At 64.4% G+C, this 24,745-nt stretch carries 22 protein-coding genes and 1 tRNA gene; 16 read left to right on the forward strand and 7 right to left on the reverse strand.

What is annotated here, in order from left to right; genetic code table 11:
• The first annotated feature begins 44 nt into the window (after positions 1 to 44).
• Positions 45 to 416, forward strand: coding sequence for an H-NS family nucleoid-associated regulatory protein (locus tag HH302_RS21010; RefSeq protein ID WP_172204800.1), 372 nt, complete (start codon positions 45 to 47; stop codon positions 414 to 416).
• Positions 417 to 485: 69 nt separating this feature from the next.
• Here HH302_RS21010 and HH302_RS21015 read toward each other — a convergent pair whose 3' ends face one another.
• Complete coding sequence (locus HH302_RS21015; RefSeq protein WP_172204802.1) at positions 486 to 869, reverse strand: dihydroneopterin aldolase; 384 nt, start codon at positions 867 to 869, stop codon at positions 486 to 488.
• Positions 870 to 903: 34 nt separating this feature from the next.
• Between HH302_RS21015 and plsY the strand changes: the two genes are divergently transcribed.
• On the forward strand, positions 904 to 1,518 hold the full coding sequence (gene plsY / locus HH302_RS21020; RefSeq protein WP_172204804.1) for a glycerol-3-phosphate 1-O-acyltransferase PlsY: 615 nt from the start codon (positions 904 to 906) through the stop codon (positions 1,516 to 1,518).
• On the opposite strand, the gene tsaD is transcribed toward plsY, so the two are convergent.
• Entirely contained in the window at positions 1,515 to 2,537 is a 1,023-nt protein-coding gene (gene tsaD / locus HH302_RS21025; RefSeq protein WP_172204806.1) for a tRNA (adenosine(37)-N6)-threonylcarbamoyltransferase complex transferase subunit TsaD, read from the reverse strand. The two genes, plsY and tsaD, sit on opposite strands and share 4 nt — an antisense overlap.
• Before the next feature lie 158 nt (positions 2,538 to 2,695).
• Between tsaD and rpsU the strand changes: the two genes are divergently transcribed.
• From rpsU to HH302_RS21050, 5 genes are all read left to right on the forward strand, one after another.
• Positions 2,696 to 2,908, forward strand: coding sequence for a 30S ribosomal protein S21 (rpsU, locus tag HH302_RS21030; protein ID WP_172204808.1), 213 nt, complete (start codon positions 2,696 to 2,698; stop codon positions 2,906 to 2,908).
• Positions 2,909 to 3,089: 181 nt separating this feature from the next.
• Positions 3,090 to 3,536, forward strand: a complete 447-nt coding sequence (locus HH302_RS21035) for a GatB/YqeY domain-containing protein (protein WP_172204810.1) — start codon at positions 3,090 to 3,092, stop codon at positions 3,534 to 3,536.
• A gap of 81 nt (positions 3,537 to 3,617) precedes the next feature.
• Positions 3,618 to 5,438, forward strand: coding sequence for a DNA primase (dnaG, locus tag HH302_RS21040; protein WP_172204812.1), 1,821 nt, complete (start codon positions 3,618 to 3,620; stop codon positions 5,436 to 5,438).
• 47 nt (positions 5,439 to 5,485) lie between these two features.
• Complete coding sequence (gene rpoD, locus HH302_RS21045; protein ID WP_172204814.1) at positions 5,486 to 7,450, forward strand: RNA polymerase sigma factor RpoD; 1,965 nt, start codon at positions 5,486 to 5,488, stop codon at positions 7,448 to 7,450.
• Between the two features lie 165 nt (positions 7,451 to 7,615).
• A tRNA-Ile gene (locus HH302_RS21050) sits at positions 7,616 to 7,694 on the forward strand.
• A 58-nt stretch (positions 7,695 to 7,752) separates the two neighbouring features.
• On the opposite strand, the gene rsmA is transcribed toward HH302_RS21050, so the two are convergent.
• Genes rsmA through HH302_RS21075 form a run of 5 tightly spaced genes read right to left on the reverse strand, consistent with a single transcriptional unit; the run spans position 7,753 to position 14,111 of the window.
• A complete protein-coding gene (gene rsmA, locus HH302_RS21055; protein WP_172204816.1) occupies positions 7,753 to 8,553 on the reverse strand; it encodes a 16S rRNA (adenine(1518)-N(6)/adenine(1519)-N(6))-dimethyltransferase RsmA in 801 nt (266 codons plus the stop codon).
• Positions 8,550 to 9,461, reverse strand: coding sequence for a patatin-like phospholipase family protein (locus HH302_RS21060; RefSeq protein WP_172204818.1), 912 nt, complete (start codon positions 9,459 to 9,461; stop codon positions 8,550 to 8,552). Before HH302_RS21060 ends, rsmA begins: the two co-directional genes overlap by 4 nt.
• On the reverse strand, positions 9,458 to 10,453 hold the full coding sequence (pdxA, locus tag HH302_RS21065; RefSeq protein ID WP_172204820.1) for a 4-hydroxythreonine-4-phosphate dehydrogenase PdxA: 996 nt from the start codon (positions 10,451 to 10,453) through the stop codon (positions 9,458 to 9,460). The genes HH302_RS21060 and pdxA overlap by 4 nt, the downstream gene beginning before the upstream one ends.
• Entirely contained in the window at positions 10,450 to 11,751 is a 1,302-nt protein-coding gene (locus HH302_RS21070) for a peptidylprolyl isomerase (protein ID WP_172204822.1), read from the reverse strand. The genes pdxA and HH302_RS21070 overlap by 4 nt, the downstream gene beginning before the upstream one ends.
• Before the next feature lie 41 nt (positions 11,752 to 11,792).
• Positions 11,793 to 14,111, reverse strand: a complete 2,319-nt coding sequence (locus HH302_RS21075; RefSeq protein ID WP_172204824.1) for an LPS-assembly protein LptD — start codon at positions 14,109 to 14,111, stop codon at positions 11,793 to 11,795.
• Positions 14,112 to 14,223: 112 nt separating this feature from the next.
• Between HH302_RS21075 and HH302_RS21080 the strand changes: the two genes are divergently transcribed.
• From HH302_RS21080 to purH, 9 genes are all read left to right on the forward strand, one after another.
• Positions 14,224 to 15,225 (forward strand): aminoglycoside phosphotransferase family protein, encoded by a 1,002-nt coding sequence (locus tag HH302_RS21080; RefSeq protein WP_172204826.1) that lies wholly within the window; start codon positions 14,224 to 14,226, stop codon positions 15,223 to 15,225.
• Between the two features lie 50 nt (positions 15,226 to 15,275).
• The gene (gene murU / locus HH302_RS21085; protein WP_172204828.1) at positions 15,276 to 16,013 is read left to right on the forward strand and encodes an N-acetylmuramate alpha-1-phosphate uridylyltransferase MurU; all 738 of its coding nucleotides are present in this window, start codon (positions 15,276 to 15,278) and stop codon (positions 16,011 to 16,013) included.
• Positions 16,003 to 17,322: an aminopeptidase P N-terminal domain-containing protein gene (locus HH302_RS21090; RefSeq protein WP_172204830.1), complete on the forward strand. Its 1,320-nt coding sequence runs from the start codon at positions 16,003 to 16,005 to the stop codon at positions 17,320 to 17,322. Before murU ends, HH302_RS21090 begins: the two co-directional genes overlap by 11 nt.
• A 19-nt stretch (positions 17,323 to 17,341) precedes the next feature.
• Positions 17,342 to 18,505, forward strand: coding sequence for an FAD-dependent monooxygenase (locus tag HH302_RS21095; RefSeq protein ID WP_172204832.1), 1,164 nt, complete (start codon positions 17,342 to 17,344; stop codon positions 18,503 to 18,505).
• Between the two features lie 111 nt (positions 18,506 to 18,616).
• Positions 18,617 to 20,338 carry a DUF1800 family protein gene (locus HH302_RS21100; RefSeq protein WP_172204834.1) on the forward strand — a complete coding sequence of 574 codons (1,722 nt, stop codon included), beginning with the start codon at positions 18,617 to 18,619 and terminating at the stop codon, positions 20,336 to 20,338.
• 12 nt (positions 20,339 to 20,350) lie between these two features.
• The gene (locus tag HH302_RS21105; protein ID WP_172204836.1) at positions 20,351 to 21,736 is read left to right on the forward strand and encodes a DUF1501 domain-containing protein; all 1,386 of its coding nucleotides are present in this window, start codon (positions 20,351 to 20,353) and stop codon (positions 21,734 to 21,736) included.
• A 119-nt stretch (positions 21,737 to 21,855) separates the two neighbouring features.
• On the forward strand, positions 21,856 to 22,899 hold the full coding sequence (dusB, locus tag HH302_RS21110; protein ID WP_172204838.1) for a tRNA dihydrouridine synthase DusB: 1,044 nt from the start codon (positions 21,856 to 21,858) through the stop codon (positions 22,897 to 22,899).
• Positions 22,896 to 23,132, forward strand: a complete 237-nt coding sequence (locus HH302_RS21115) for a Fis family transcriptional regulator (RefSeq protein ID WP_172204840.1) — start codon at positions 22,896 to 22,898, stop codon at positions 23,130 to 23,132. Before dusB ends, HH302_RS21115 begins: the two co-directional genes overlap by 4 nt.
• Positions 23,133 to 23,146: 14 nt before the next feature.
• A complete protein-coding gene (purH, locus tag HH302_RS21120) occupies positions 23,147 to 24,736 on the forward strand; it encodes a bifunctional phosphoribosylaminoimidazolecarboxamide formyltransferase/IMP cyclohydrolase (RefSeq protein WP_172204842.1) in 1,590 nt (529 codons plus the stop codon).
• Positions 24,737 to 24,745: the final 9 nt, after the last annotated feature.

Here is a 24,745-nt window from a genome sequence, read left to right on the forward strand (position 1 = left end):
AGTGATACCCCGGGCCACCAACGCGAAAAGCTCAGAGGGGAACAATGGACATTGCCAAGCTCAATCTCACCGAACTCAAACGCCTGCTCAAGCGCGTAGAGGGCGAAATCGAACGCCGCGCCAATACCGCGAAGCGCGACGTTCTGAAAAAAGTACATAAGATCGTCACCGAAGCCGGCATGTCGCTGGAAGATTTGATGGGCGACGAGAAGAAACCCGCTGCCGCCAAGACGCGCAAACCGCGCGCAGCCGCCAAGCCGGGCCGTAAGGCCGCTGGCCGCAAGACGGTTGGTGCCGCCAAGTATCGCAATCCGGCCAAACCCGAGCAGACCTGGACTGGCCACGGCCGCAAGCCGGGCTGGGTCGCCGAATGGCTGGCCGCGGGCAAAGCGCTCAACGAGCTGGAAATTCGCTGAATGTAAAAACGGGCCCGAAAGGGCCCGTTTCATTTCCGTCTCAAATTCGTGCTGCCACCACCGCGTGGCTCAGAACTGGAAATGTGGCCGCGGTGGCGCCGGCTCATCCCTTCCTCGTTCGATAAACACCCCTACCCGCCGCACACCTCGCATCACGCCCATCTTGGCGATCGAGACCCGGACCCAGGGCACACCGAACTCGCTGAACAGCAGATCGACGATGAATTCGCCCAACGTTTCGAGCAAATTGAAGTGGCGGTCCGCCAACACCGCACGGATCCGGTCCACAACCACGTCATAATCAATCGTATCGGCGATATCATCACGCGCCGCTGCGGCATCGGGGACGCCGAAGGTCAGATTGATCTCCAACGGCTGCGTTGCGCGCTTTTCGCGCTCGTAGATTCCGACCGAAGCCTCGACCTGAAGCCCCTCGACAAAGATAAAGTCCATTCCGATTTCCTGAAGCGAATTTCGCCATTATCCAATGCAGACCGTCATCGTCGCACTCGCCGCCTATTTCATCGGTTCAACGCCGTTCGCTGTCATCGTCAGCCGGGCCATGGGCCTCGAAGACCCGCGCAAGTACGGATCGGGCAATCCGGGGGCAACCAATGTGCTACGCAGTGGCAGCAAGAAGGCCGCCATCCTGACGCTGATCGGCGATGCACTCAAGGGCACGGTGGCAGTGCTTTTGGCGCGCGCGCTGGCTGAGCCGCTCGGTCTGACTGAGAACGATGCCGCTGTGGCCGGGATTTTCGCCTTCTTGGGGCATGTCTTCTCGGTGTTCCTGCGCTTCCAGGGCGGCAAGGGCGTCGCCACAGCGGCGGGCGTACTGCTCGCCATGAGCCCCCTCGCAGGCGGATTGACGCTTGCGACCTGGCTCCTGGTCGCGTTCACGACCCGTTACTCGTCCGCCGCCGCCCTGGCGGCAGCAATGGCCGCACCGGTGTTCACCCATATTCTGGTGAGCGGCGTCAGCTGGACGGCGGCGACAATCGCAATGTCCGCCGTCCTGATCTGGCGCCACAAGGACAACATCTCGCGCCTGATTGCCGGCAAGGAAAGCCGGATTGGCGGAAAGAAAAAGGAAAACGTCTAACGCGGCGGCTGCAACTCGCCCAAGGGCCAGCGCGGGCGCACCGCAAAGCGCCCATCCGTTTGGCCGGTAGCGCCACCGGCGAAGCGCAGGCCCGCCGCGAGGGCGATCATCGCGCCGTTGTCGGAACAGAACGCGAGCTCGGGATAATGCACGCGAAGGCGGCGGCGGGCTGCCGTTTCATCAAGGCGCTCGCGCAGGCGACGGTTGGCGCCAACACCACCCGCCACCACCAGCGTTCGCAAACCGGTTTCCTTCAGCGCAGCGAGCGCCTTAGCGACAAGCACCTCCGTCACCGCCTCCTGGAACTCGGCCGCGAGGTCTGCACGTTGCTCATGCGACCAGCTCGGCGCCTTGGTCGCCGTCAGCACCGCTGTTTTCAAACCGCTGAAGCTGAACTGCAGGTCGCCCGAATGCAGCATCGGGCGCGGCAACTTGAAGCGCCCAGCCACGCCCTCGCTCGCCAGCCGGGCAAGCGCCGGCCCGCCGGGATAATCAAGGCCGATCAGCTTCGCCGTTTTGTCGAAGGCTTCGCCGGCCGCGTCATCCACCGTCTCGCCAAGCAGCTCGTAAGCACCAACGCCGGTGACCTTCATCAGCTGCGTATGCCCACCTGAGACGAGCAGCGCCACGAACGGAAAGGTCGGCGGATCACTCGACAGCAGCGGGGAAAGCAGGTGCCCCTCCAGGTGATGAATCGGTAGTGCGGGAATACCTAGCCCGAACGCGAACGCCTCAGCGAAGGCCGCACCAACGAGCAAGGCGCCGGCCAGCCCCGGGCCAGCGGTATAGCCCACGCCGTCAAGCGACTCTGCGCTGCAGCCCGCGGCGGCCAGCGTCTCGCGCACCAAGGGGACGATGCGCCGCACGTGGTCGCGCGACGCCAGCTCGGGCACCACGCCGCCGTACTCCGCGTGCATCGCGATTTGCGAATGAACGCGATGCGCCAGCAGACCGCGTTCGGTGTCGTAGACGCCAACGCCGGTCTCGTCGCAAGAGGATTCAATACCAAGGATCTGCATGGGGTCGCGAGTGTAGCGCGAACACCCCAGTTGACGGGACTTGACAGTGGACTTGGAAATCCTGGCGAGTTTGGTTAAACTAGCGAGCTTCGCTCAACGGGCGCGCTCGATTTATTGTCGAACCCGTCCAGACTACTGATCAATTCGAGGTTTTGAGAATGCCGGGTATCCGCCTCAAGGAAAACGAGCCGTTTGAAGTCGCGATCCGTCGCTTCAAGCGCACCATCGAGAAGGCCGGTGTCATCACCGAGCTGCGTTCGCGCGAGTTCTACGAAAAGCCGACCGCCGAACGCAAGCGCAAGAAGGCCGCTGCAGTGAAGCGCCTGCACAAGCGCCTGCGCAGCCAGCAGCTGCCGCCGAAGCTGTACTAAGAATCCACCGCGTCGCGGGCGCCCTGGGGCGAACTGCGCGCAGGCAGGGTTCCGGCAGCTAGGCTGCCAACAGCCGCAAGACATGCGCCGCGGAACGCACCGTCAAGGTAGCGTTCCGCGGCGCTTTTGCGCCTTCCGGTTCCACCTATCGAACCCGGCGCGCTTCGTTTGGGAGTCATCGATGTCGCTGAAACTTCAGATCAATGAAGACATGAAGTCCGCCATGCGCGCGAAGGAAACCGCTCGCCTCGGCGCCCTGCGCCTGTTGCTTGCCGCAATCAAGCAGCGCGAAGTTGACGAACGGATCGAGCTGGATGACGCCGCAGTTCTGGCGGTCATCGAAAAGCAGGTCAAGCAGCGCCGCGATTCGGTCGCCCAGTACGAGCAAGCCAAGCGCGAAGACCTCGCGAGCGCCGAACGCTTCGAGATCGAAGTGCTCTCGGCCTACATGCCCGCACAGATGAGCGCTGACGAAATCGATGCAGCGATCGACGCCGCGATCGCCGAAACAGGTGCCGCCGGACCCGCGGGCATCGGCAAGCTGATGGGCCCGCTGAAGACCAAGTTGGCCGGGCGCGCCGACATGAGCCTCGTCTCCGCACGCGTCAAGGCGAAGCTCTCGGCCTGACACACCGGGCAAGCGGATTCAATTCGCTTGCCTATACTGACCTAGGGCTGGCGGCGGTCGCCGGCCCGCCCCGGCACGTTCATGATTCCTCAGGCCTTCATTCAGGATCTCATCGCGCGGATTGACATCGTCGACCTGATTCAGCGCTATGTGCCGTTGAAGAAGGCGGGCGCAAACTATTCCGCCTGCTGCCCGTTCCACAACGAGAAATCCCCCAGCTTCACGGTCAGCCCAAGCAAGCAGTTCTACCACTGCTTTGGCTGCGGCGCGCACGGCACGGCGATCGGCTTCCTGATGGAGCACTCAGGGCTTGGGTTCGTCGACGCCGTCAAGGAACTCGCCCAACAGCTGGGGCTTGAAGTGCCCGAGGAGGGACCGGCGTTTTCCGGCCCCGGGCGCGAACAGCAGCGCTCGCTGATCGACGTGATGTCGACCGCCGCGCGTTTCTATCGGGAGCAACTCAAAAGCAGCCCGCGCGCCGTCGATTACCTGAAACGCCGCGGCTTGACCGGCGAGATCGCCGCGCGCTTTGGCATCGGCTATGCGCCGGATGGCTGGCAAAGCCTCGACAAGGCCTTCCCCAAGTACAACGACGGCGGATTGGCGGAGGCCGGTCTGGTCATCGACAACGAGGCCGGTCGCCGTTACGACCGCTTCCGCGATCGCATCATGTTTCCGATCCAGGACGCGCGCGGCAATGTCATCGCCTTCGGCGGGCGCATCCTGGATGCAGGCGAACCGAAATACCTGAACTCGCCGGAAACGCCCCTGTTCGAGAAGGGGCGCGAACTGTATGGCCTGCCGCAGGCACGCGTCGGCATTCGCGAGACCGGCACCGTGATTGTGGTCGAGGGCTACATGGACGTCGTCGCGCTTGCGCAGTACGGCGTCAACAACGCCGTCGCGACGCTCGGCACCGCCACCACGCCGACGCACGTCCAGAAACTGCTGCGTCAGGCCGACCGATTGGTGTTCTGTTTCGACGGCGACAAAGCCGGCCGCAAAGCTGCACGACGAGGCCTTGAAGCCAGCCTGCCGCACCTCGCCGACGACAAGACCGTCTGCTTCCTCTTCCTGCCAGCGGAGCACGATCCGGACTCGTTCGTTCGCGAACGCGGCGCCGAGGCCTTCCAGCTCGCCGCCCGCGACGCCACGCCACTCGGCCGATTCCTGCTCGACACGCTGGCCGAGGGTTGCGACCTGCAAACCGCCGAAGGTCGCGCGCACCTCGTACACAACGCGAAAGAATTCGTCCCGAAGATTGCCGCGCAAGTCTTGCGGCTTCAGATCGTTCGAGACCTCGCTGCCGTGGCGCAACTGAGCCCGGAGGAAACTTCGGCCGCGCTGGGGCTCGCGCCCCCACCGCGCCCGCCACGCCCCGCGTTCGAGCCCTTCCAGAAAGGCGACTGGCAAAAAGGGCGCTTCGGCAAGAAAGGCCTGCCGCCGCCCGAGCCGCGTGTCGGCGTTGTCCCGCTCGAGCAGCAGTTGCTGCGCGTTTTGCTGGCGCGTCCCCGCCTCGGTGACAAGGTCCCGGTCGCCCTGGTTGGCCACCTTCCGGAGACTGCCGAACGCGCCGCAGTGATGGCGATCATTGACGCTGGCGAAGACGGAACGCTGCTGGACGCGCCGCTCGGCGCCTGGATCGAGCACTTCCGCGACAGCACGCACGAGGCGGCGATTACGCGCGCAATGCAGTCAATAGAAGAAGGCTACATCGACGAGAGCAAGCTCGAAGAAACGCTGCGCGGTCTGCTTGATCGACTCGAGCTCCAGGCCGTGGAGACGGAATTGAAAAATCTGCAGATCCAAGTCACCAGCGGACGCGCCGACAGCAGCTCGGCGGCCCGTCTGGGCTCGCTTCTTGCGAAAAAACAGAAACTTAAGTCTGGCCAGACGGTCTGAGACTACGTTATAATTATCGGTTTTCGCGACCTTTTCCCGAGGATTTCATGGCCGCCACGGATAAATCCAAAGACCCCCGCAAGGACTCGTCCAAGCCAAAGTCAGCCAAGGCCAAGGCCAAGGAGAAGGATCTCGCGCTCGCCCAAGCCGCTGCGCTGCAGCCTGCCGACGCCGAAGCGCGCCGCACCCGCCTGAAGTCGCTGATCGCGCTGGGCAAGGAGCGCGGATACCTGACCTACGCCGAGATCAACGACCACCTGCCGGACGACATGGTCGATGCCGAGCAGATCGAATCGATCATCTCGACCTTCGGCGACATGGGCATCCAGGTCTATGACGAAGCCCCCGCAGCTGAAGAGCTGCTGATTTCCGACAATGTGCCGCAAGTCGTTGACGACGAAGCCGCACAGGAAGAAGCCGAACAAGCGCTGTCTGCCGCCGACTCCGAATTCGGCCGCACGACCGACCCGGTCCGCATGTACATGCGCGAAATGGGCACCGTCGAGCTGCTGACCCGCGAAGGCGAAATCGAGATCGCCAAGCGCATCGAAGATGGCCTCAAGCACATGGTGCTGGCGATCTCCGCCTGCCCGACGACCGTCTCCGACATCCTCGACATGGCCGAGAAGGTTGGCAAGGACGAGATGCGCATCGACGAACTCGTCGACGGCCTGATCGACCCCAACGCGCCGGAAGAAGCGGCGCCGGCCGACGACGTCGAGCTCGACGAAGAGGAAGACGAAGACGCGGACGACGAAGATGGTGACGGCGCGGGCAAGATCAGCGCGTCGCTGCTGCAACTGAAGACCGACGCCCTGCAACGCTTCGACGTGATCCGCGGCCTCTACGCCAAGATGATCGCGGCGCTGGGCAAGAAGGGCTCGGACGACAAGACCTACCTGAAGATCCACGGCCAGATCTCTGCCGAGCTGATGAACATCCGCTTTACCGCGAAGTCCATCGAGAAGCTCTGCGACACCGTGCGTCACATGGTGGAGAACGTCCGCAAGCACGAACGCAAGATCCTTGACCTGTGCGTCGAGCGCGCCGGCATGTCGCGCCAGCACTTCATCAAGGTCTTCCCGGGCAACGAAACCAACCGTGACTGGTTGAAGGGCGAAATCAGCGCGAACGCGAGTTACTCGGCCGCACTGATGCGCATGCAACCGGCCATTCTGGAAGAGCAGCAGAAGCTGATCGACCTGCAGGAACGCATCGGCATTCCGCTGAAGGAACTCAAGGACATCAACAAGCAGATGTCCACTGGCGAAGCGAAGATGCGCCGCGCCAAGCGCGAGATGACCGAGGCCAACCTGCGTCTGGTGATTTCGATCGCGAAGAAGTACACCAACCGCGGCCTGCAGTTCCTCGACCTGATCCAGGAAGGCAACATCGGCCTGATGAAGGCGGTGGACAAGTTCGAATACCGCCGCGGCTACAAGTTCTCGACCTACGCAACCTGGTGGATCCGCCAGGCGATCACGCGCTCGATCGCCGACCAGGCGCGTACGATCCGTATCCCGGTTCACATGATCGAAACGATCAACAAGATGAACCGCATCTCGCGTCAGATCCTGCAGGAAACCGGTCTTGAGCCGGATCCGGCAACCCTGGCCGTGAAGATGGAAATGCCCGAGGAGAAGATCCGCAAGATCCAGAAGATCTCCAAAGAGCCGATTTCCATGGAGACGCCGATTGGTGACGACGACGACTCGCATCTGGGCGACTTCATCGAAGACAACGCCACCGTTGCACCGGCCGATGCGGCCGAGTACTCCGGCCTGCGCGATGCCACGAAGGAAGTGCTCGACAGCCTGACGCCGCGCGAAGCGAAGGTGCTGCGCATGCGTTTCGGTATCGAGATGAACACCGATCACACGCTGGAAGAAGTCGGCAAGCAGTTCGACGTCACCCGCGAACGGATCCGCCAGATCGAAGCCAAGGCACTGCGCAAGCTGCGCCACCCGTCGCGGTCGGACAAGCTGCGCAGCTTCCTCGACGGCGAGGGCTGATCGCAATACCGGACGCCCGCGCAGCCGGCGCGGGCCGATTCGCACATGCCTGTTCGCGCCGAACAGGTGGGCACGCAGCGAAGTGGTGAGCGAAACAGTACTTTTCAGTACGACGAGCAAACCGCCCACGCGAGAGACCCGATCTGACGGTGCGAAGAGGCATCAGGGCCTCTAGCTCATGCCTGGTTAGAGCAGCGGACTCATAATCCGTTGGTGCTCGGTTCGACTCCGAGGAGGCCCACCAAATACAAAGGGGCACGGTGATCGCCGTGCCCCTTTTGTTTTGCCCGAGCGGTGCTCAGTCAGGCTGGCACGGCACAGAAGTTCGCAATGCGGACGAAGTCGGCGAGCGAGAGCGTCTCGCCGCGCGCACCGGGGTTGATGCCCAGCGTCGTGAAACCGGCGTCGTCGAGAATGCCCTTGAGCGTGTTGCGCAGGGTCTTGCGACGTTGACCGAAGGCTGCGGTGACGATTTTGGCGAGCAAGGCCTCATCTCGGCAATCGAGCTCCGACGCCGCTTTCGGGATCAGGCGGACGATCGCGGAGGTGACCTTCGGCGCCGGATGGAACGCGCCTGGCGGCACGTCGAACAGCTTGTCCATGTGGAAGCGGTACTGCAGCATCACTCCGAGACGGCCGTAGGCTTCTTCATCGGGATCGGCGACCATGCGGTCCACCACTTCGCGCTGCAGCATGAAGGTCATTTCCTTCACGCCTGCCGCATAGTCGGCGAGATGAAACAGCAGCGGCGTCGAGATGTTATAGGGAAGGTTGCCGACCACCTTCAAGGCGCCTGCGGCGTTCTGCGTGAGGGTGCCGAAATCGAACTTCAGCGCATCGCCCTCGTGGATCGTGATCTGCTCGGCGCTGTATTTCTCTTTCAGTCGGGCGATCAGGTCGCGGTCGATTTCGACCACATGCAGGTGACCCGCCGCGTTGATCAGCGGCGCGGTGAGCGCGCCAAGCCCGGGGCCGATCTCGACAATCGGCTCGCCCGGCTTCACCGCAATCGCGGCGATGATCTTGCGGATGATGTTCTGGTCGACCAGAAAGTTCTGGCCGAAGCGCTTGCGCGCGAGGTGACCATCAATCGGACGGCTCATCGTTTGGCGTCCCATGCGGCCAGGCGTTCGCGGATCCGCGTGATCGCGCCGAAGCCGGCGCGCTCGCCTTCGAGGATCGCTTCGTGGCGTTGCTGGAAGTTGGCCGCCGGCAGCCCCTTGATGTTCGGGTTCACGACCACGTCGGCATCGCGCAGTTCGTAGTCCGCAATCCGATTGCCCATGATCGCAATCGTATCGAGCAGCACGTCGACACTCCCGGCCCCCTTCTTGCCCGAGGGGCGCTGCGAGATATCCACTGCGATGACGATGTCCGCGCCCATGCTGCGCGCGGTACGCGCCGGCACGGGGCTGACGAGACCGCCGTCAACGTATTCTCGCCCGCGGATCACTACCGGCGAGAACACCCCCGGCACGGAGGACGAGGCGCGCACCGCCTGCCCCACGTTACCGGCCGAAAAGGCAGCAGGCTCACCGTTCTGCAGGTCGGTCGCGACCGCTGCGAAGCGACGCTTGAGCCCTTCGATCGGTTTGTTTGAAACCTGTTTGTTGATGAAGGCTTCGAGCGCCTCGCCCTTCAGCAGGCCGCGATCGAACAGCGCCCAGTCCTTGAACGCGCTCTCTTCCATCTGGAACGCGAGTTTCTGTAGATCGAAGGCGCCAAACCCAGCGGCGTAGAGCGCCCCGACGACGCTACCGGCACTCGTGCCGACGACAATATCAGGCGAAATGCCGTTGGTTTCGAGCGCCTTGATGACTCCGATATGCGCAAAACCACGCGCAGCGCCGCCCCCGAGCGCCAGACCGATCTTCGGCTTTGCTCGCGCCACTGGCGGGACGACAGGCGGCTGCGGCTTGACGGGCTCTGGCTGCGGCTTCGGTTGCGTCGTCTGGCAGGCCACCAGCAAGGCGCTGGCGCCGGTCGCAACAAGGAATTCGCGCCGCTTCATGCGTGCCCCCGGCGCTGTGCGCTGACCATTTCAATCGCACAGCCAATTGCTGCATGCAGGCTGCCCGGATCGGCGCGACCAGTGCCCGCCAGATCAAGCGCCGTGCCGTGATCAACCGAAGTGCGGATGATCGGCAGGCCGAGCGTGATGTTAACGCCACCGCCAAAGCTGGCGTACTTGAGCACTGGAAGGCCCTGGTCGTGGTACATCGCGAGCACTGCGTCACCGCGCTCGAGTTGATGCGGCGTGAAAAGCGTATCAGCGGGCAACGGGCCAATCAGCGCCATCCCTTGAGCGCGCAGCGCGTCCAGCACCGGGCTGATGACTTCGATTTCTTCCCTGCCCATGTGCCCGGACTCCCCGGCGTGGGGGTTGAGGCCGGCCACCAGAATACGGGGGTTGGCGAGGCCGAATCGCGTACACAGATCGGCATGCAGGATCTGCAAGGTCTGGCGCAAAGACTCGGCCGTAAGCGCTGCGGGCACATCCTTCAACGCAAGGTGTGTGGTCGCCAGCGCAACGCGCATGCCACCGCCCGCCAGCATCATCACGACGCGGTCTGTGTGCGTGCGATCGGCGAGGTATTCGGTATGGCCAGTAAAAGCGACACCCGCGTCGTTGATCACGCCCTTATGCAGGGGCGCGGTAACCATGCCATCGAAACGACCACCGACGCAGCCGTCGATCGCGGCGTCGAGGATCGCGAGCACATGCGACGCATTGGCCGCATTCAGGGCACCCGGCAGCGAGGGCTCGGCGAGCGGCACATGCAACACGTCAAGACAACCGGCCTCTCGCGGCAAGCCCGGCGCCCAGTCTCGCAGCACGGCTGGGATGCCGAGCGCGTTTGCGCGCGAAGCGATCAGCTGACGATCTCCGATCGCCACCAGATGTGCCGCGACGCTGTGATTCGCGAGCGTTGCAACGAGCTCCGGGCCGACCCCCGCGGGCTCGCCACAGGTGACCGCCAGTAGCGGTAGCGGAGCGCTCATGGCTGAGTCTTAGCGTAGGGCGGACGCAGCTCAACGAAGGCACGATCGCGCAGCTGCCGCACGAAATCGTCGAACGCCTCGTCCGACTTGCGCTCACGTAGGGCGCCACGCGCCTGGTTGCGGCGGCGTTCGGCCGACACGTCTTCCGTCTTGCGCTCCAGCACCTGAATCAAGTGCCAGCCAAACGGCGACTGCACCGGCTGGCTGACTTCATTGATCGGCAGCGCATCCATCGCGCGTTCGAAGTCCGGCACCGTATCGCCCGGATTGATCCAACCCAGGTCACCGCCCTTCGGCGCGCTGCCGTCGTTGGAATGACGCTTGGCCATGTCGCCAAAGTCTGCGCCCCGCTGAATGCGATCTCGCAGTTGCTCCAGGCGCTGGCGCGCCTCGGCATCGCTGACGGTTTCAGACGTCTTGATCAAAATGTGCCGCACGCGCGTGCGCTGCACCGACACCGGCGCGCTGTCCGCACCGCCGCGGCTATCGATCAGCTTGACGATGTGCAGGCCCGCCGGGCTACGCAGCACCTGGCTCAACGCACCCGGCTTGAGCAAGCGCACAGCGTCCGCGTAGAGCGTCGGCAACCGGTCGGCACGTCGCCAGCCAAGGTTGCCGCCTTGCAGGGCGTCCGGCGCATCGGAGTTGCCGGCAGCAAGCTTGGCGAAATCCTCACCCGACTGCGCGCGTGCGAGCAGCGTCTCGGCCCTTTGCTGCAGCTTGCTCCACTGCTGCGGCGTCGCGGCCTCGGGCGCGCGCAGCAGGATGTGCGCGACCATGATTTCCTGGTTGTTGGTGGCAGCCTGCGCAGCGAGGAAGGCATCCACCTCGGCGTCCGTCACGATCACGCGGCTTTCGACTTCGCGCTCGCGCAGTCGGCCAAGCGTCATTTCGTTGCGCACGTCCTCACGGAACAGGCTCCATGACATGCCGTCCTTTTCAAGTGCGGCGCGGAACTGGGCACTGGTCATCTTGTTGTTCTCGGCGACGCGCTGCAATGCGCGCTCAAGACCCGCATCGTCCACCCGAACGGACGTCTCGCGGGCGTATTGCAGTTGCACCCGCTCGTAAACCATGCGTTCAAGCATCTGGCGCGAGAAGACCTCACGTGGCGGCAGCTGGGTGCCCTGCTTCTTCAGTTGCTGCGAAGCCTGATCGACGCGCAGGTCAAGCTCGCGCGCGGTAATCACTTCGTCGTTGACCACCGCGACGATCGCATCGATGGGCTGCGGCGCAGCCCAGGCGCTCCCTGCCAGGAGGGCAATCGATGCGAGCAGGGTGCGGATCTGACGTTTCATGCGTTGCTTCCTCTTGGCCGTGTGAGCGGCCGGAACTTGTGTCATTGCGAGCCAAAGACCGGATCGGAAACCGGCTGGCTGATTCGACCATAGCCCACCACGCTGCGTTCGAGCAGCGAGACGGGGCTGTTACCGATACTGATGGCGCCGCCGAACTCGAACTGGAAGTAGTACGCGTTCGTATAGGCGCCGGATGTGTTGAGCAGCGATTCCGCCGCGAGACGAAACACCCAGCAGCCGCCGTTGTACTCAAGCCCAGCAATCGCCTGAGTAAGCTTGTCGGTGCGGATGTCGCCGTTCACGCGACCCACGACATAGAAGTTGTTGACCACCGGCCACTGCAACGCGAGGTCCACGTCGGTGTAGGACAAGCGCTGGTAGCGATAGGACGCCGAGGCCACCTTCGCAAAGCCTGGCTGGTAACGCAGGCCAACCGTGCCGCGCTCCATCCGAGTGTCACGCGGGTTGTACTGGGCAAACAGGTCCAGCGTGGTGTTCGGCAGAACGCGCCCGGAGAAAGCCCCCAGCAAGTCGGCCAGCTGCTCGGTGCGCGCCGTCTCGCCCGGCAGCGTGACTTTCTGGTCCTCGAAGTACATCCGGACGCCGAATGCGGTGCGCAGGAGCTCCTCGCCGTTCTCGGCGTTGAGCAAACGTGAGGTCACGCTGCCGGTTACCTGACTCGCGTTGGCATAGCGGTCCTGGCCCGCGTACAAATTCTCCGAGAAGATCTGTGCAAAACCGAAGTCCATCGGCGCCGAGTCGAAGACCGGCAGGGAGTTCTGATTCCGGTACGGCACCTTCAGGTAGTACAGGCGGGGCTCGAGTGTCTGCACGACATCACGATGACCGATGTGGCTGTCGCGCTCAAAAAAGAGCCCGGCGTCCACACTGCCGATTGGCAATACCCGCGACTCGTCGAGCGGGCCGCTGGACACGCGGTCTTCCAGTGCATAGCGGGTCGCGTGCACGCCGATCTTGGGCGTGATGTAGCCACCTGGTCGCACAAAGTTGTAGGCGATTTGCGGATACACGTAGGTCCGCCAGCCCTGGTCCGAGTCCGCGCGGTGGAAATTCGCCGCTTCCATCGGCATCTTCAACGAGAAGCCACCGACCTCGGGCAGGTAGGCCAAGCCGGTGATGACCGGCAGGCGGTTGTACTGCGGCGAGCCCGTCAATGACTGGATCCGCTGCGTCAGCACCGAGCCGGAGAACCAGCTGCCGGCGTTGTAGCTCAGCGAGGCCTCGCGCATCAGGTTGTCGGTGGAGGTCTGCGTGACACGCGAGCTCAAGTCGGTGAAGTAGTCCTTGTCGCTGACCGCGTTGTAGTTGATGCGGCCGGTGAAGCCGCGGCCGAACTGCTGGTCGTGGATGAAGCTGACCGCGCTGCGCGACTCTCCATAAACCTCGTCCCGAGCAAGGTACTCAGTGCGCAGGCTGCCGACATAGCCGGGGTTCAGATAGCGGAATTCATTGTTGAGCTGGACGCCGCGCCGCGCGATATACCGCGGCACCACGGTGTCGTCGTAGTTAGGCGCCAGGTTCAGGTAGTACGGCAATGTGACGTCAAGACCCGTCACGTTCGAAATACCGATTGTCGGTGCGAGCAGACCTGAGCGCCGCTCGCCGCTCAGCGGGAAGGGCGCAGCAGGCGCGTACATGACCGGAATCCCGCCGAAATGGAAGGTGCCATGCGTCGCGTCACCGACGTTCCGGTCGAAATCGAGATCCAACTCCTTCGCCTTCACATACCAGGCCGGGTCGTTTGCCTCACAGGTCGTGAAGGTGGCGTTTTTCAGGTGATAGCGATTTTCGCCTTCGAGCGCGATCGACTCCGCCTGGCCGTGCCCATGTACCGTCACGTCGGCCGGGCGCGTCACGCCCGCGCTGATCGCCTGCTTGCTGACTCGCGCCGGACGCTTGCGAACAATTTCGTAAGTGGGTGTATCAAACTCGCCCACCTGCTCTTCCACGCGGTAACGCAGGCGGGGGCCGCGAATCGTATCGGCGCCACGCTTGAGCACCACGTCGCCAGTCGCCACCGCTTCATCGCTGAGCAGGTCGTACTGCACGCGATCGGCGTCTAGCCTTGTCGAATCACGCTCGACCACCACGCGGCCGCTCGCATCCACGCGTACATCCTGCTGACCTTCGATCTTGTCCGCGGTCACGACAGTTGCCGTGTGTTCCTTCGGTGCGGCTGGCGGTTTGGGTTGGCGCACCGTCACTGCAACCGCAGCTTGCCCGAGCGCTGCCCGGAAGGCGCTGATCGAATAGCCGGCCGGCTCAGCCGCGCGCAGCGGGGCGGCCACAAGGCCGCAGGCAAGCAGCGGCAAGGCAAGGCGCAAGTTCGGTCGGCTCAATTGGGTCACGCGTGGCGGCCGGGCGCGAAGCCCGTTTGCTAAAATGCGCGATTTTACATCAAGCACTTGGCCGCGCCCCTGCGGGACGCACGGCCGTGACTGGAGCCCCGGCTTGGATCGACTCGAACTCCTGCGCAACTGGGTCGCGCAGCAACACCCCGGCCGCGCGTTCTCGCTGAGCCCTGCCTCGGCCGACGCCAGCTTCCGCCGCTACTTCCGTGCCAGCTTCGACGACGGCGGCCCATCGCTGATCGTGATGGACGCCCCACCCTCCCACGAAGACTGCAAGCCCTTCGTCAAGGTTGCGCGGCTCTTCGGCGCGAGCGGCGCCCACGTACCGGAGGTGCTGGCAGAAAACCACGAAGACGGGTTTCTGCTGCTCACCGATCTTGGCAGCACCACCTATTTGCAGGCGCTCAACGCCGACAACGCCGCCCATCTCTATGCGGACGCGCTGGGGGCGCTTGCCAGCATCCAGCGCACCAGCCAGCCGGGGGTGTTGCCAGCGTATTCGCGCGAACTGCTGATGCGCGAGCTTGAGCTGTTCCCGGTCTGGTACATCGCGCGACACAAGGGCGTTACGCTGAGCGACGCGGAAACGGCCGATCTCTACGAGGTGTTCGACCGCATCCTCGAGGTGAACCTCGCCGAGCCAAAAGTCTTTGTTCACCGCGATTACCACTCGCGCAACCTGATGCACCTGCCCGCAGGCAACCCCGGCGTGCTGGACTTCCAGGATGCGGTGTATGGCCCGATTACCTACGATCTGGTGTCACTGTTCAAGGACGCCTACATCGAGTGGGACGAGGAGCTGACGATCGACTGGCTGGTGCGTTACTGGGAAGTCGCGCGCACGCTGGGCTTGCCGGTACGCGAAGACTTCGCGGAATTCCATCGCGACTACGAGTGGATGGGCGCACAGCGGCACATCAAGGTGCTAGGGATCTTCGCGCGGCTTTGCTATCGCGACGGCAAGGACGCCTATCTGCAAAGCATGCCGCTGGTGATGCGCTATCTGCGCAAGACAGCCGAGCGCTACCGCGAGCTCAAGCCGCTCGCACGGCTGCTCGACAAGCTTGACCCGGTCGAGAAGGTCGAAGGGCTGACGTTTTGACGCTCCTCTGCGCGCGCCATCGCCACAACACGCCACGCGGGGCCATATAAATGAAAGCAATGATCCTCGCTGCAGGGCGCGGCGAGCGGATGCGTCCGCTCACCGATCGCACGCCCAAGCCACTGCTGGCGGTTGGCGGCAAGCCGCTGATTGTGTGGCACATCGAAAAACTGGCGGCCGCCGGGTTTGACGAGCTGGTGATCAACCACGCCTGGCTCGGCGCGCAGATCGAGGCTTACCTCGGCGATGGCCGCGCCTGGGGGGTTACCATCGCCTGGTCGCGCGAAGAGTCGGCACTCGAGACCGCCGGCGGCATCGCCTTCGCGCGCGCACTGATCGGCGACGAGCCTTTCCTTTCGGTGTCTGCCGACATCTTCAGCGATTACGACTACGGGCGCCTGGTGCCGCGCATCAAGGCCATGGCGGCCGATCCGGCAGTGCCGGATGCGCATCTGGTCATGGTGCCCAATCCGCCCTTTCATCCGGGCGGCGACTTCTCGCTCGGCACCGACGGACGCCTCGCATTGGAAGGCTCGCCCAAATACAACTACGCCGGCTTCAGCCTGCACCGGCCGGCTCTTTTTGACCACATCGTGCCGGGCAGCAAACTCGCAATGCGGCCGATCTGGAATGCGCTGATCGCGCAGGGCCGTGCCAGCGGAGAACTGCATACCGGCGGCTGGGACAATATCGGCACGCCGGCGCAGCTTGCCGAACTCGACCGTCGCCTGACGGTCACACCCGGCAGTGCTGACTGCGTCGCCGACAGGACACCCGATGAGCTTTGACCCCACCCCTTTCGCCGCGCGCCGCGCACGCCTCGCCCAACTGATGCGCGAAGCGGGTGGTGGCGTCGCCTACATTCCCACTGCGCGCGAAGCGATGCGCAACGGCGACTCCGAGTACGCCTACCGTTTCGGCAGTAACTTCTACTACCTGACGGGTTTCAGTGAGCCCGAAGCGGCGCTGGTGCTGATCGCGGATGACAACAACATCGAGAGCATCCTGTTCTGCCGCGAGAAGAACCCGGAGCGCGAGATATGGGATGGCTTCCGCCACGGTCCCGAAGCGGCATGCGAACGCTTTGGCCTCAGCGCCGCATGGCCAATTGCCGAGCTCGACACCCGCCTGCCTGACTATCTCGCCAACCGCGCTGCCGTGTTCCACATGATCGGAGCCGACAGCGCAGACGATGGCCGTATCGTGCGCGCGCTCGATGCGGTACGCAGCCGTGCCCGCAGCGGCGTTGCACCGCCTGCCAGCGTGCGCGATCTGCGCGTGCTGGTCGACGAAATGCGGCTGCACAAGGATGCAGACGAGCTCGCAACGATGCGCCGGGCTGCTGCCATCAGCGGTGCCGCACACGCGCGCGCCATGCGCTTCGCCCGCCCGGGTCATTTCGAATACCAGGTGGAAGCCGAGCTGATGCACGAATTCATCAGCCAGGGCGCCCGCTCGGCCGCTTACACCCCGATCGTCGCAGGCGGCAGCAACGCATGCACGCTGCACTACGTCGATAACCGCAAACAACTTGCCGACGGCGAGCTGCTGTTGATCGACGCAGGCTGCGAGGTGGATGGCTACGCCGCCGACATCACGCGCACCTTCCCGGTCTCCGGCCGTTTCAGTGGCCCGCAGCGCGCGCTGTATGAGCTGGTGCTGGCCGCGCAACTCGCCGCAATCGACAAGGCGCGCGCCGGCCAAGCCTACAACGCTTACCACGACGCGGCAGTGCGCGTGCTGACGCAAGGCCTTGTTGACCTGGGCCTGCTCGATGGCGACCTCGATGGCCTCATCGAAAAGAAGGCCTACGACCGCTTCTACATGCACAGCACCGGCCACTGGCTGGGGCTCGATGTGCATGACGTTGGCCGTTACAAGATCGACGGCGGTTGGCGCCCCCTTGCGCCAAACCAGGTGCTGACGGTTGAGCCCGGCCTCTACATCCGCCCTGCCGAAGACATTCCAGAGGCTTACTGGCATATCGGCATCCGAATCGAGGACGACGTCCTGGTTACCGACGGCGAACCGGAGGTGCTGAGCCACCACGCGCCGAAGACTGTCGCCGACATCGAAGCGCTGATGCGCGATCGCTGACACCGCCGGACACCGCATCATGCCCAACACCGAGAACGCCAACACGCCCGAGGGCGGCATCCTGATCGTCGGTGCAGGGCCGGTTGGTTTGGCGCTCGCACTCGCACTGCACCGGCGCGGGCTCGCGGTGCGGCTCGCCGATGCGCGCCCGGCCGGCGCTGGTGAGCGCGATGCCCGGGTGCTGGCGCTCTCGCATGGCAGCAGGCAGACGCTCGAGCGCCTTGGCGCGTGGCCGGAGCAAGGGCCGACCCCGATCACCACGATCCATGTTTCTCAGCGCGGCGCGCTCGGCCGCACGCAAATGCGGGCTGAGGAATACGGCGTTCCGGCCTTGGGCTATGTCACGCCGGCCGCGCTGCTGTATCGCCGGCTCGCCGCGGCCGTTGCGGCCGCCGGCATCGAGTTGCTGCACGACACCGCGATCGCAAGCTTGAATCCCACAGAGGAAGGCATTGAAGCCAGCGCCACGAACGGCCAAACCTTCAGCGCACGGCTGGTTGCATGCTGCGAAGGCGCCATCGCAGGCGAAGCGGGCGGCAATGTTCGAACCCGTGACTACGGTCAGCACGCCATCATTTGCCGCGCCCGCCTTGCCGCCCCGCACCGCGGCATCGCCTACGAACGCTTCACCCCCGACGGCCCGCTGGCGCTGCTTCCGCTGGCCGACGATTACTCGGTCGTGTGGTCCCTGCCGGCCGCGCAGACCGACGCTCAGATGGCACTGGACGAAGCCGGCTTCCGCGCGGCGCTTCAAACCGCCTTCGGTGGGCGTGTTCAGTTCGTGGAAACACTGGAGCGGGCGCGCTTCCCGCTCGGCCTGCGCGTCCGCGGTGACGCAGTGGGGCGACGCACGGTCTGGCTCGGCAACGCAGCGCAGACGCTGCATCCGGTCGCCGGACAGGGTTTCAACCTCGCGCTGCGCGACGTATGGGCGCTCGCGGACACCCTGACGGGGGCGGCCGACCCCGGCGAGCCAACGCTGCTCGCCCGCTATGCGCAGCGCCGTCTGCTCGACCGCCGCAGTACGATCGGCTTCACCGATTCGCTGGTGCGCGTGTTCTCCAACGACGATCCGTTGCTCACCCATGCCCGCGGCGCGGGCCTGCTGGCACTGGATCTTGTGTCGCCGCTTCGGCACTTCGTCGCCAAACGCATGCTCTTCGGCGCCCGCGCCTGGCCCTGAATTCACGTCAGAAGGCTTCCGACAGGAAATACATAATTTGTCACACTCCATCCAGATCGCATATCCTCGTAGGATATTCTCGGATTTGTTGATTTACAGGGGTGGACTTTCATGGAATTTCGTAATCTCGCAGCTGCGCTGGCACTGGCTACGCTGGCCGCATGTGGCGGAGGTGGAGGCGGCAACGGTGGATCGGGCGGCGGCACAAGTGGCGGCACAACACCCACGCCGGTCGCATCGCCAACGCCAGGCGAAGCCGCCCGCTTTCTGGAGCAGGCCAGCTTCGGCCCGACCCAGGCATCGATCAATGCGCTGAGCACCAGCAACTTCAGCGCCTGGCTCGACGCCGAATTCGCCAAGCCACAAACCCTCCACAAGACAACCGTCGATCAGTTGCAGGCCGGGCTGGCTGCGGGCAAGTCGCTGGATCAATCGCACTTCTTCGAGAGCTTCTGGAAGCAGGCCGTCACCGGCGACGACCAGCTGCGCCAACGCGTCGCCCTCGCGCTATCCGAGATCTTCGTGGTGTCCTTCGACGGCAACCTGTCGCAGAACATCCGCGGCATGGCGTCCTACTACGACATGCTGGGTCGCAACGCCTTCGGCAACTATCGCCAGCTGATCGAGGACGTGGCGATGCACCCGATGATGGGCATCTACCTCTCTCACCTGCGCAACCAGAAGGAAAACCCCGCCAAAGGTCGCGTGCCGGACGAGAACTTCGCGCGCGAGGTGATGCAGCTGTTCTCGATCGGGCTCTACGAACTCAACGCCGACGGCACACAGAAGCTCGGTAGCGACGGCAAGCCGATCGAGACCTACACCAACGACGACGTGACGGGCCTCGCCAAAGTCTTCACCGGCTGGAGCTGGGCCGGCCCGGACACTGGCGACGAGCGCTTCTGGGGTTGGGGCGCCGACGCCGACCCGGACCGAGAAGTGAAGTCGATGCAGGGCTACACGCAGTTTCACTCGCTGTCGGAGAAGAAATTCCTCGGTGTCACGGTCGCCGCGCAATCCAAGGCCGACCCGGCCGGCAGCCTGAAGCCGGCGCTCGACCGCCTGTATAACCACGCCAACGTCGGTCCGTTCATCGGCAAGCAGCTGATTCAGCGTCTGGTCACCAGCAACCCGAGCCCGGCCTATGTCTCGCGCGTGTCGGCAGCGTTCGCGAACAACGGCCAAGGCGTGCGCGGTGACATGAAGGCGGTGATCCGCGCGGTGCTGCTGGACCCGGAAGCGCGCGACGCCAGCTACGCAGTGCGTGATGATTTCGGCAAGGTGCGCGAACCAATCGTGCGCCTCGGCCACTTCCTGCGCGCCTTCAACGCGACATCGGCCTCCGGCCGCTACCTGATCGGCAATACCGACTCGAACAGCAGCGCCCTGGGCCAGAGCCCGCTGCGCTCGCCCTCGGTCTTCAACTTCTACCGGCCGGGCTATGTCCCCCCTGGCACCGCCCTCGCCGACCGCGCGCTGGTGGCGCCCGAATTCCAGATCACGAACGAAACCTCGATCGCCGGTTACCTGAACTTCATGCAGGGTGCCGTGGCGAGTGGCGTCGGCAGCGCCACCAACAACGTGCGCGACGTGCAGCCGGACTTCACCGCCGAACTGGCGCTCGCCGAAAAGCCTGACGAGTTGATGAACCGACTGGATCTGCTGCTGACGCACAACACCATGAGCGCGACGACCAAACAGACGATCCGTGATGCGGTCAACGCCATCGCCATTCCGACTGACGCCACCAAGGCCGACATCGCCCGCAAGAACCGGGTGCGCCTCGCGGTGTACCTCGTGCTGGCATCCAACGACTACCTGATCCAGAAGTAAGCGGAGACGAACATGAGCATCAATAACGCCTCCCGCCGGGAATTCCTCAAGCGCGCCGCAGCCCTGTCGGCCCTCGGCGGCGCCGCACCGTTCGCGCTGAACCTTGCCGGCATCGGCGCCGCGGCTGCAGCGACCGACCCCGACTACAAAGCCCTTGTCTGCCTGTTCTTCTACGGTGGCAACGACCAGACGAATACGGTGATTCCGTACGACGCGGCCTCGTACAACGACTACTACGCCGCCCGCGACACCATCGCGCGAGCGCAAGCGGACCTGCTGCCGCTGACCACGCTGAGCGGCCTTGGCGGACGACAGCTCGCCCTGCCGAAGGAATTTGCACCGATCAAGACGCTGTTCGATGGCGGCAAGGCGGCGATTCTCGCCAACGTCGGTCCGCTCGTCGCGCCGATCAAGGATGCGGCCGAATACAAGAGCGGCAAGGTGCCGGTGCCGCCGAAGCTTTTCTCGCACAACGACCAGACCGCCACCTGGCAAGCCTTCACGCCCGAAGGCGCAAAGCTCGGCTGGGGCGGGCGCTTCGGCGATCTGCTGGGTTCGATGAACAGCAATGCGGTCTTCACTGCCGTGTCTGCGGCGGGCAACACGGTCTTCCTGTCGGGCAAGAACACGTTCCAGTATCAGATCAGCTCAAGCGGCGCGGTCGGCATCAACAACATCAATGCCACCAGCCTGTTCGGCTCACCGCAGGGCGCCGCCGCACTGCGTGCCGTCAGCACCGGCAATTCGTCGCAGTTGTTCGAGCGCGAGCATGGTCGCATCGTGCAACGTTCGATCGATGCACAAGCGGCAGTCGCTGCGGCTCTCGCGACCTTGCCGACCACCGATGCGCGCGTTGCGCTGCCGGCAGCACAAGCCAACAACAATCTTGCGCGCCAACTACAGGTTGTCGCACGACTCGCCGGCGTTTCGGCCGCGCTGGGCGTAAAGCGCCAGGTGTTCTTCGTCAGCATCGGCGGCTTTGACACGCACGACAACCAGCTGACGCAGCAGCCCACGCTGCACACCGCAATTGCCGGTGCGGTGGATTACTTCTACAACGCCACCGTGCAACTCGGAATCGCGAACAACGTGACGCTGTTCACCGGCTCGGACTTCGGCCGCACGCTGACCAGTAACGGCGACGGGTCGGATCACGGCTGGGGCTCGCATCACTTCATCGTCGGCGGTGCGGTGAAGGGGCAGGATGTCTACGGCAGCTTCCCGGTCGTGAAACTCGGCACTGCGGAAGACGTCGGCTCCGGTCGACTGCTGCCGACGACCTCGGTCGACCAGTACGCCGCCACACTTGGCCGCTGGTTCGGCGTATCGGACAGCGACCTTGGCACCATCCTGCCCAACATTGGCCGCTTCTCGACGCGTTACCTCAACTTCATCTGAGTATGCTGCCCGGAGACCCGCGCCAGTCGTGGGTCTCCGCAACGCGCTTCGTGGACCTCGTCGACTCGGGTAGAATCACGCGCTTTTTCCGCGCTTTCGCACCCCCCGATTCCTGAGCGATGCAGTTCGCCGGCTTCCAGCTTCGCAACAATCTGTTTGTCGCGCCCATGGCGGGCGTGACCGATCGCCCTTTCCGCCAGCTATGCAAGCGGATGGGCGCGGGTCTGGCCGTCTCGGAAATGGTGACGTCGAATGCGCTGCTGTACGCCACGAACAAGACGCGCCGCCGCACCGACCACGCAGGCGAGGTCGAGCCGATCTCGGTGCAGATCGCCGGTGCCGACCCGGCAATGATGGCGCAAGCCGCCCGCTTCAATGCCGACAATGGCGCGCAGATCATCGACATCAACATGGGTTGCCCGGCGAAGAAGGTGTGCAATCTCGCCGCCGGCTCGGCCCTGATGCGCGACGAAGCACTGGTGGGCCGCATCCTCGAAGCGGTGGTCAAGGCCGTCCCCGACGTCCCGGTAACGCTCAAGTTCCGCACCGGCTGGGATCGCGCGAACCGCAACGCGCCGCGCATTGCGCAGATCGCCGAAGCGTCAGGCATTCGCGCGATCGCGATCCACGGTCGCACACGCGCCGACCTGTACATGGGCGAGGCGGAATACGACACGATCGCGGCGGTGAAACAGCTTGTCGGCATCCCGGTGATCGCAAACGGCGACATCAATTCACCGCGCAAGGCCCGCCATGTGCTCGCCCACACTGGCGCCGACGGCGTCATGATCGGCCGCGCCGCACAGGGCCGGCCGTGGATCTTCCGCGAGATCGAACACTTCCTCGCGACCGGAACCGAACTGCCGTCTCCCGAAGTCAGCGAAATCCATCGCGTGTGCCGCGCGCACCTGGCGGACCTGTATGACTTCTACGGCGAGGATGCCGGCGTGCGCATCGCACGCAAGCACATCGGCTGGTACACCAAGGGCATCTTCGGTGCCCACGCATTCAGGCAGCTGATGAACCAGCAGCCGGACGTCGCGAGCCAGCTCGCGGTCGTCGACGACTTCTTCGGCCGACTTGGCGAGCACGGCGACCGGCTGTGCGACGTCGAAGTCGCCGACCACGCAGATTCACAACCTTTGCAGGAGCTCGCGGCATGAGCCGCTCCGAAGACATCGCCGATTGCGTCCGCCGCGCGCTGGAACGCTACTTCAAGGACCTGGACGGTGAGAAACCGACCGGGGTGTACGACATGGTGTTGCGCAACGTCGAGCGTCCGATGCTCGAAATCGTGCTGAAACACGCGGGCGGTAACCAGACGGTGGCCGCCGAGATGCTGGGCATCAACCGCAACACCTTGCGACGCAAACTGACCGACCACGACCTTCTCTGAGTCCCATACCCGCCATGAACGTCACCCAAGCCCTTCTCAGCGTTTCCGACAAGCGCGGCATCGTCGAATTTGCCCGCGAACTTCACGCCCTCGGCGTGAGCCTGCTTTCCACCGGCGGCACCTCCAAGGCGCTGCGCGATGCAGGCCTGCCGGTCACCGACGTGGGTGACTACACCGGATTCCCGGAAATGCTCGACGGCCGCGTCAAGACGCTGCATCCGAAAGTGCATGGCGGCATCCTCGCGCGCCGCGACCTGCCCGAGCACCTCGAAACGCTCGCCGCGCACCAGATCCCGCGCATCGACCTGGTGGTCGTGAATCTGTATCCGTTCCAGGCGACGGTAGCCAAGGAAGGCTGCACGCTGGAAGACGCGATCGAGAACATCGACATCGGTGGCCCGACCATGGTCCGCGCAGCGGCGAAGAACCACGGCACCGAAGCCGGCGGCGTCGGCATCGTGACCGACCCGGATGACTACGCCGCAATCGTCGCCGAGCTCAAATCCAACGCCGGCGCGCTGTCGTACAAGACCCGCTTCGAACTGGCCCGCAAGGCCTACACCCACACCGCCCGCTACGACAGCGCGATCGCCAACTGGCTGACCGCGGTCGATGCCGACAAGCTGGTGCCGGCCGAAGCGCCGGTGCGCGCCGAATACCCGAGCCGCATCCAGTTCGCCTTCGACAAGGTGCAGGAGATGCGCTACGGCGAGAACCCGCACCAGAGCGCAGCCTTCTACCGCGATCCGAACGGCGCCGCGGGCGGCATCGCCGGCTACACGCAGCTGCAAGGCAAGGAGCTCTCGTACAACAACATCGCGGATTCCGATGCTGCATGGGAGTGCGTCAAGGCGTTTGAAACCACGGCTTGCGTCATCATCAAGCACGCCAACCCGTGTGGCGTGGCGCTCGGCGTGAGCGCCGAAGAGGCCTACCGCAAGGCCTTCCAGACCGACCCGACCTCGGCCTTCGGCGGCATCATCGCCTTCAACGTTGAAGTGGATGAAGCCACCGCCAAGGCGGTCGCAGGCCAGTTCATGGAAGTGCTGATCGCGCCGTCCTACACCGCTGGCGCGCTGGCCGTGCTCGCCGCCAAGCAGAACGTACGCGTGCTGACCTGCGCGCTGGGCCCGGTCTCGCAACTCGACTTCAAGCGCGTCGGTGGCGGCCTGCTGGTGCAGACCTACGACGATGCGCGCATCACCGCTGCCGACCTGAAGGTGGTGACCAAGCGTGCGCCGACCGACAAGGAAATGGCGGACCTGCTCTTCGCCTGGCGCGTCGCGAAGTATGTGAAGTCCAACGCCATCGTCTACTGCCGCGACGGCATGACGGTCGGCGTCGGCGCCGGCCAGATGAGCCGCGTCGACTCGGCGCGTATCGCCAAGATCAAGGCTGAGAACGCGGGCCTCGCGATCCCGGGTTGCGCGGTCGCGTCCGACGCCTTCTTCCCGTTCCGCGACGGCCTCGACGTGCTGGCACAGGCCGGCGCGACCGCGGTGATCCAGCCCGGTGGCTCGGTGCGCGACGCAGAAGTGATCGCCGCTGCCGACGAGCAGAACATCGCGATGGTGCTGACGGGCATCCGCCACTTCCGTCACTGATCAGGTTCG

It is taken from the genome of Niveibacterium sp. COAC-50 (assembly GCF_013184235.1).
Lineage (GTDB): Bacteria > Pseudomonadota > Gammaproteobacteria > Burkholderiales > Rhodocyclaceae > Niveibacterium > Niveibacterium microcysteis.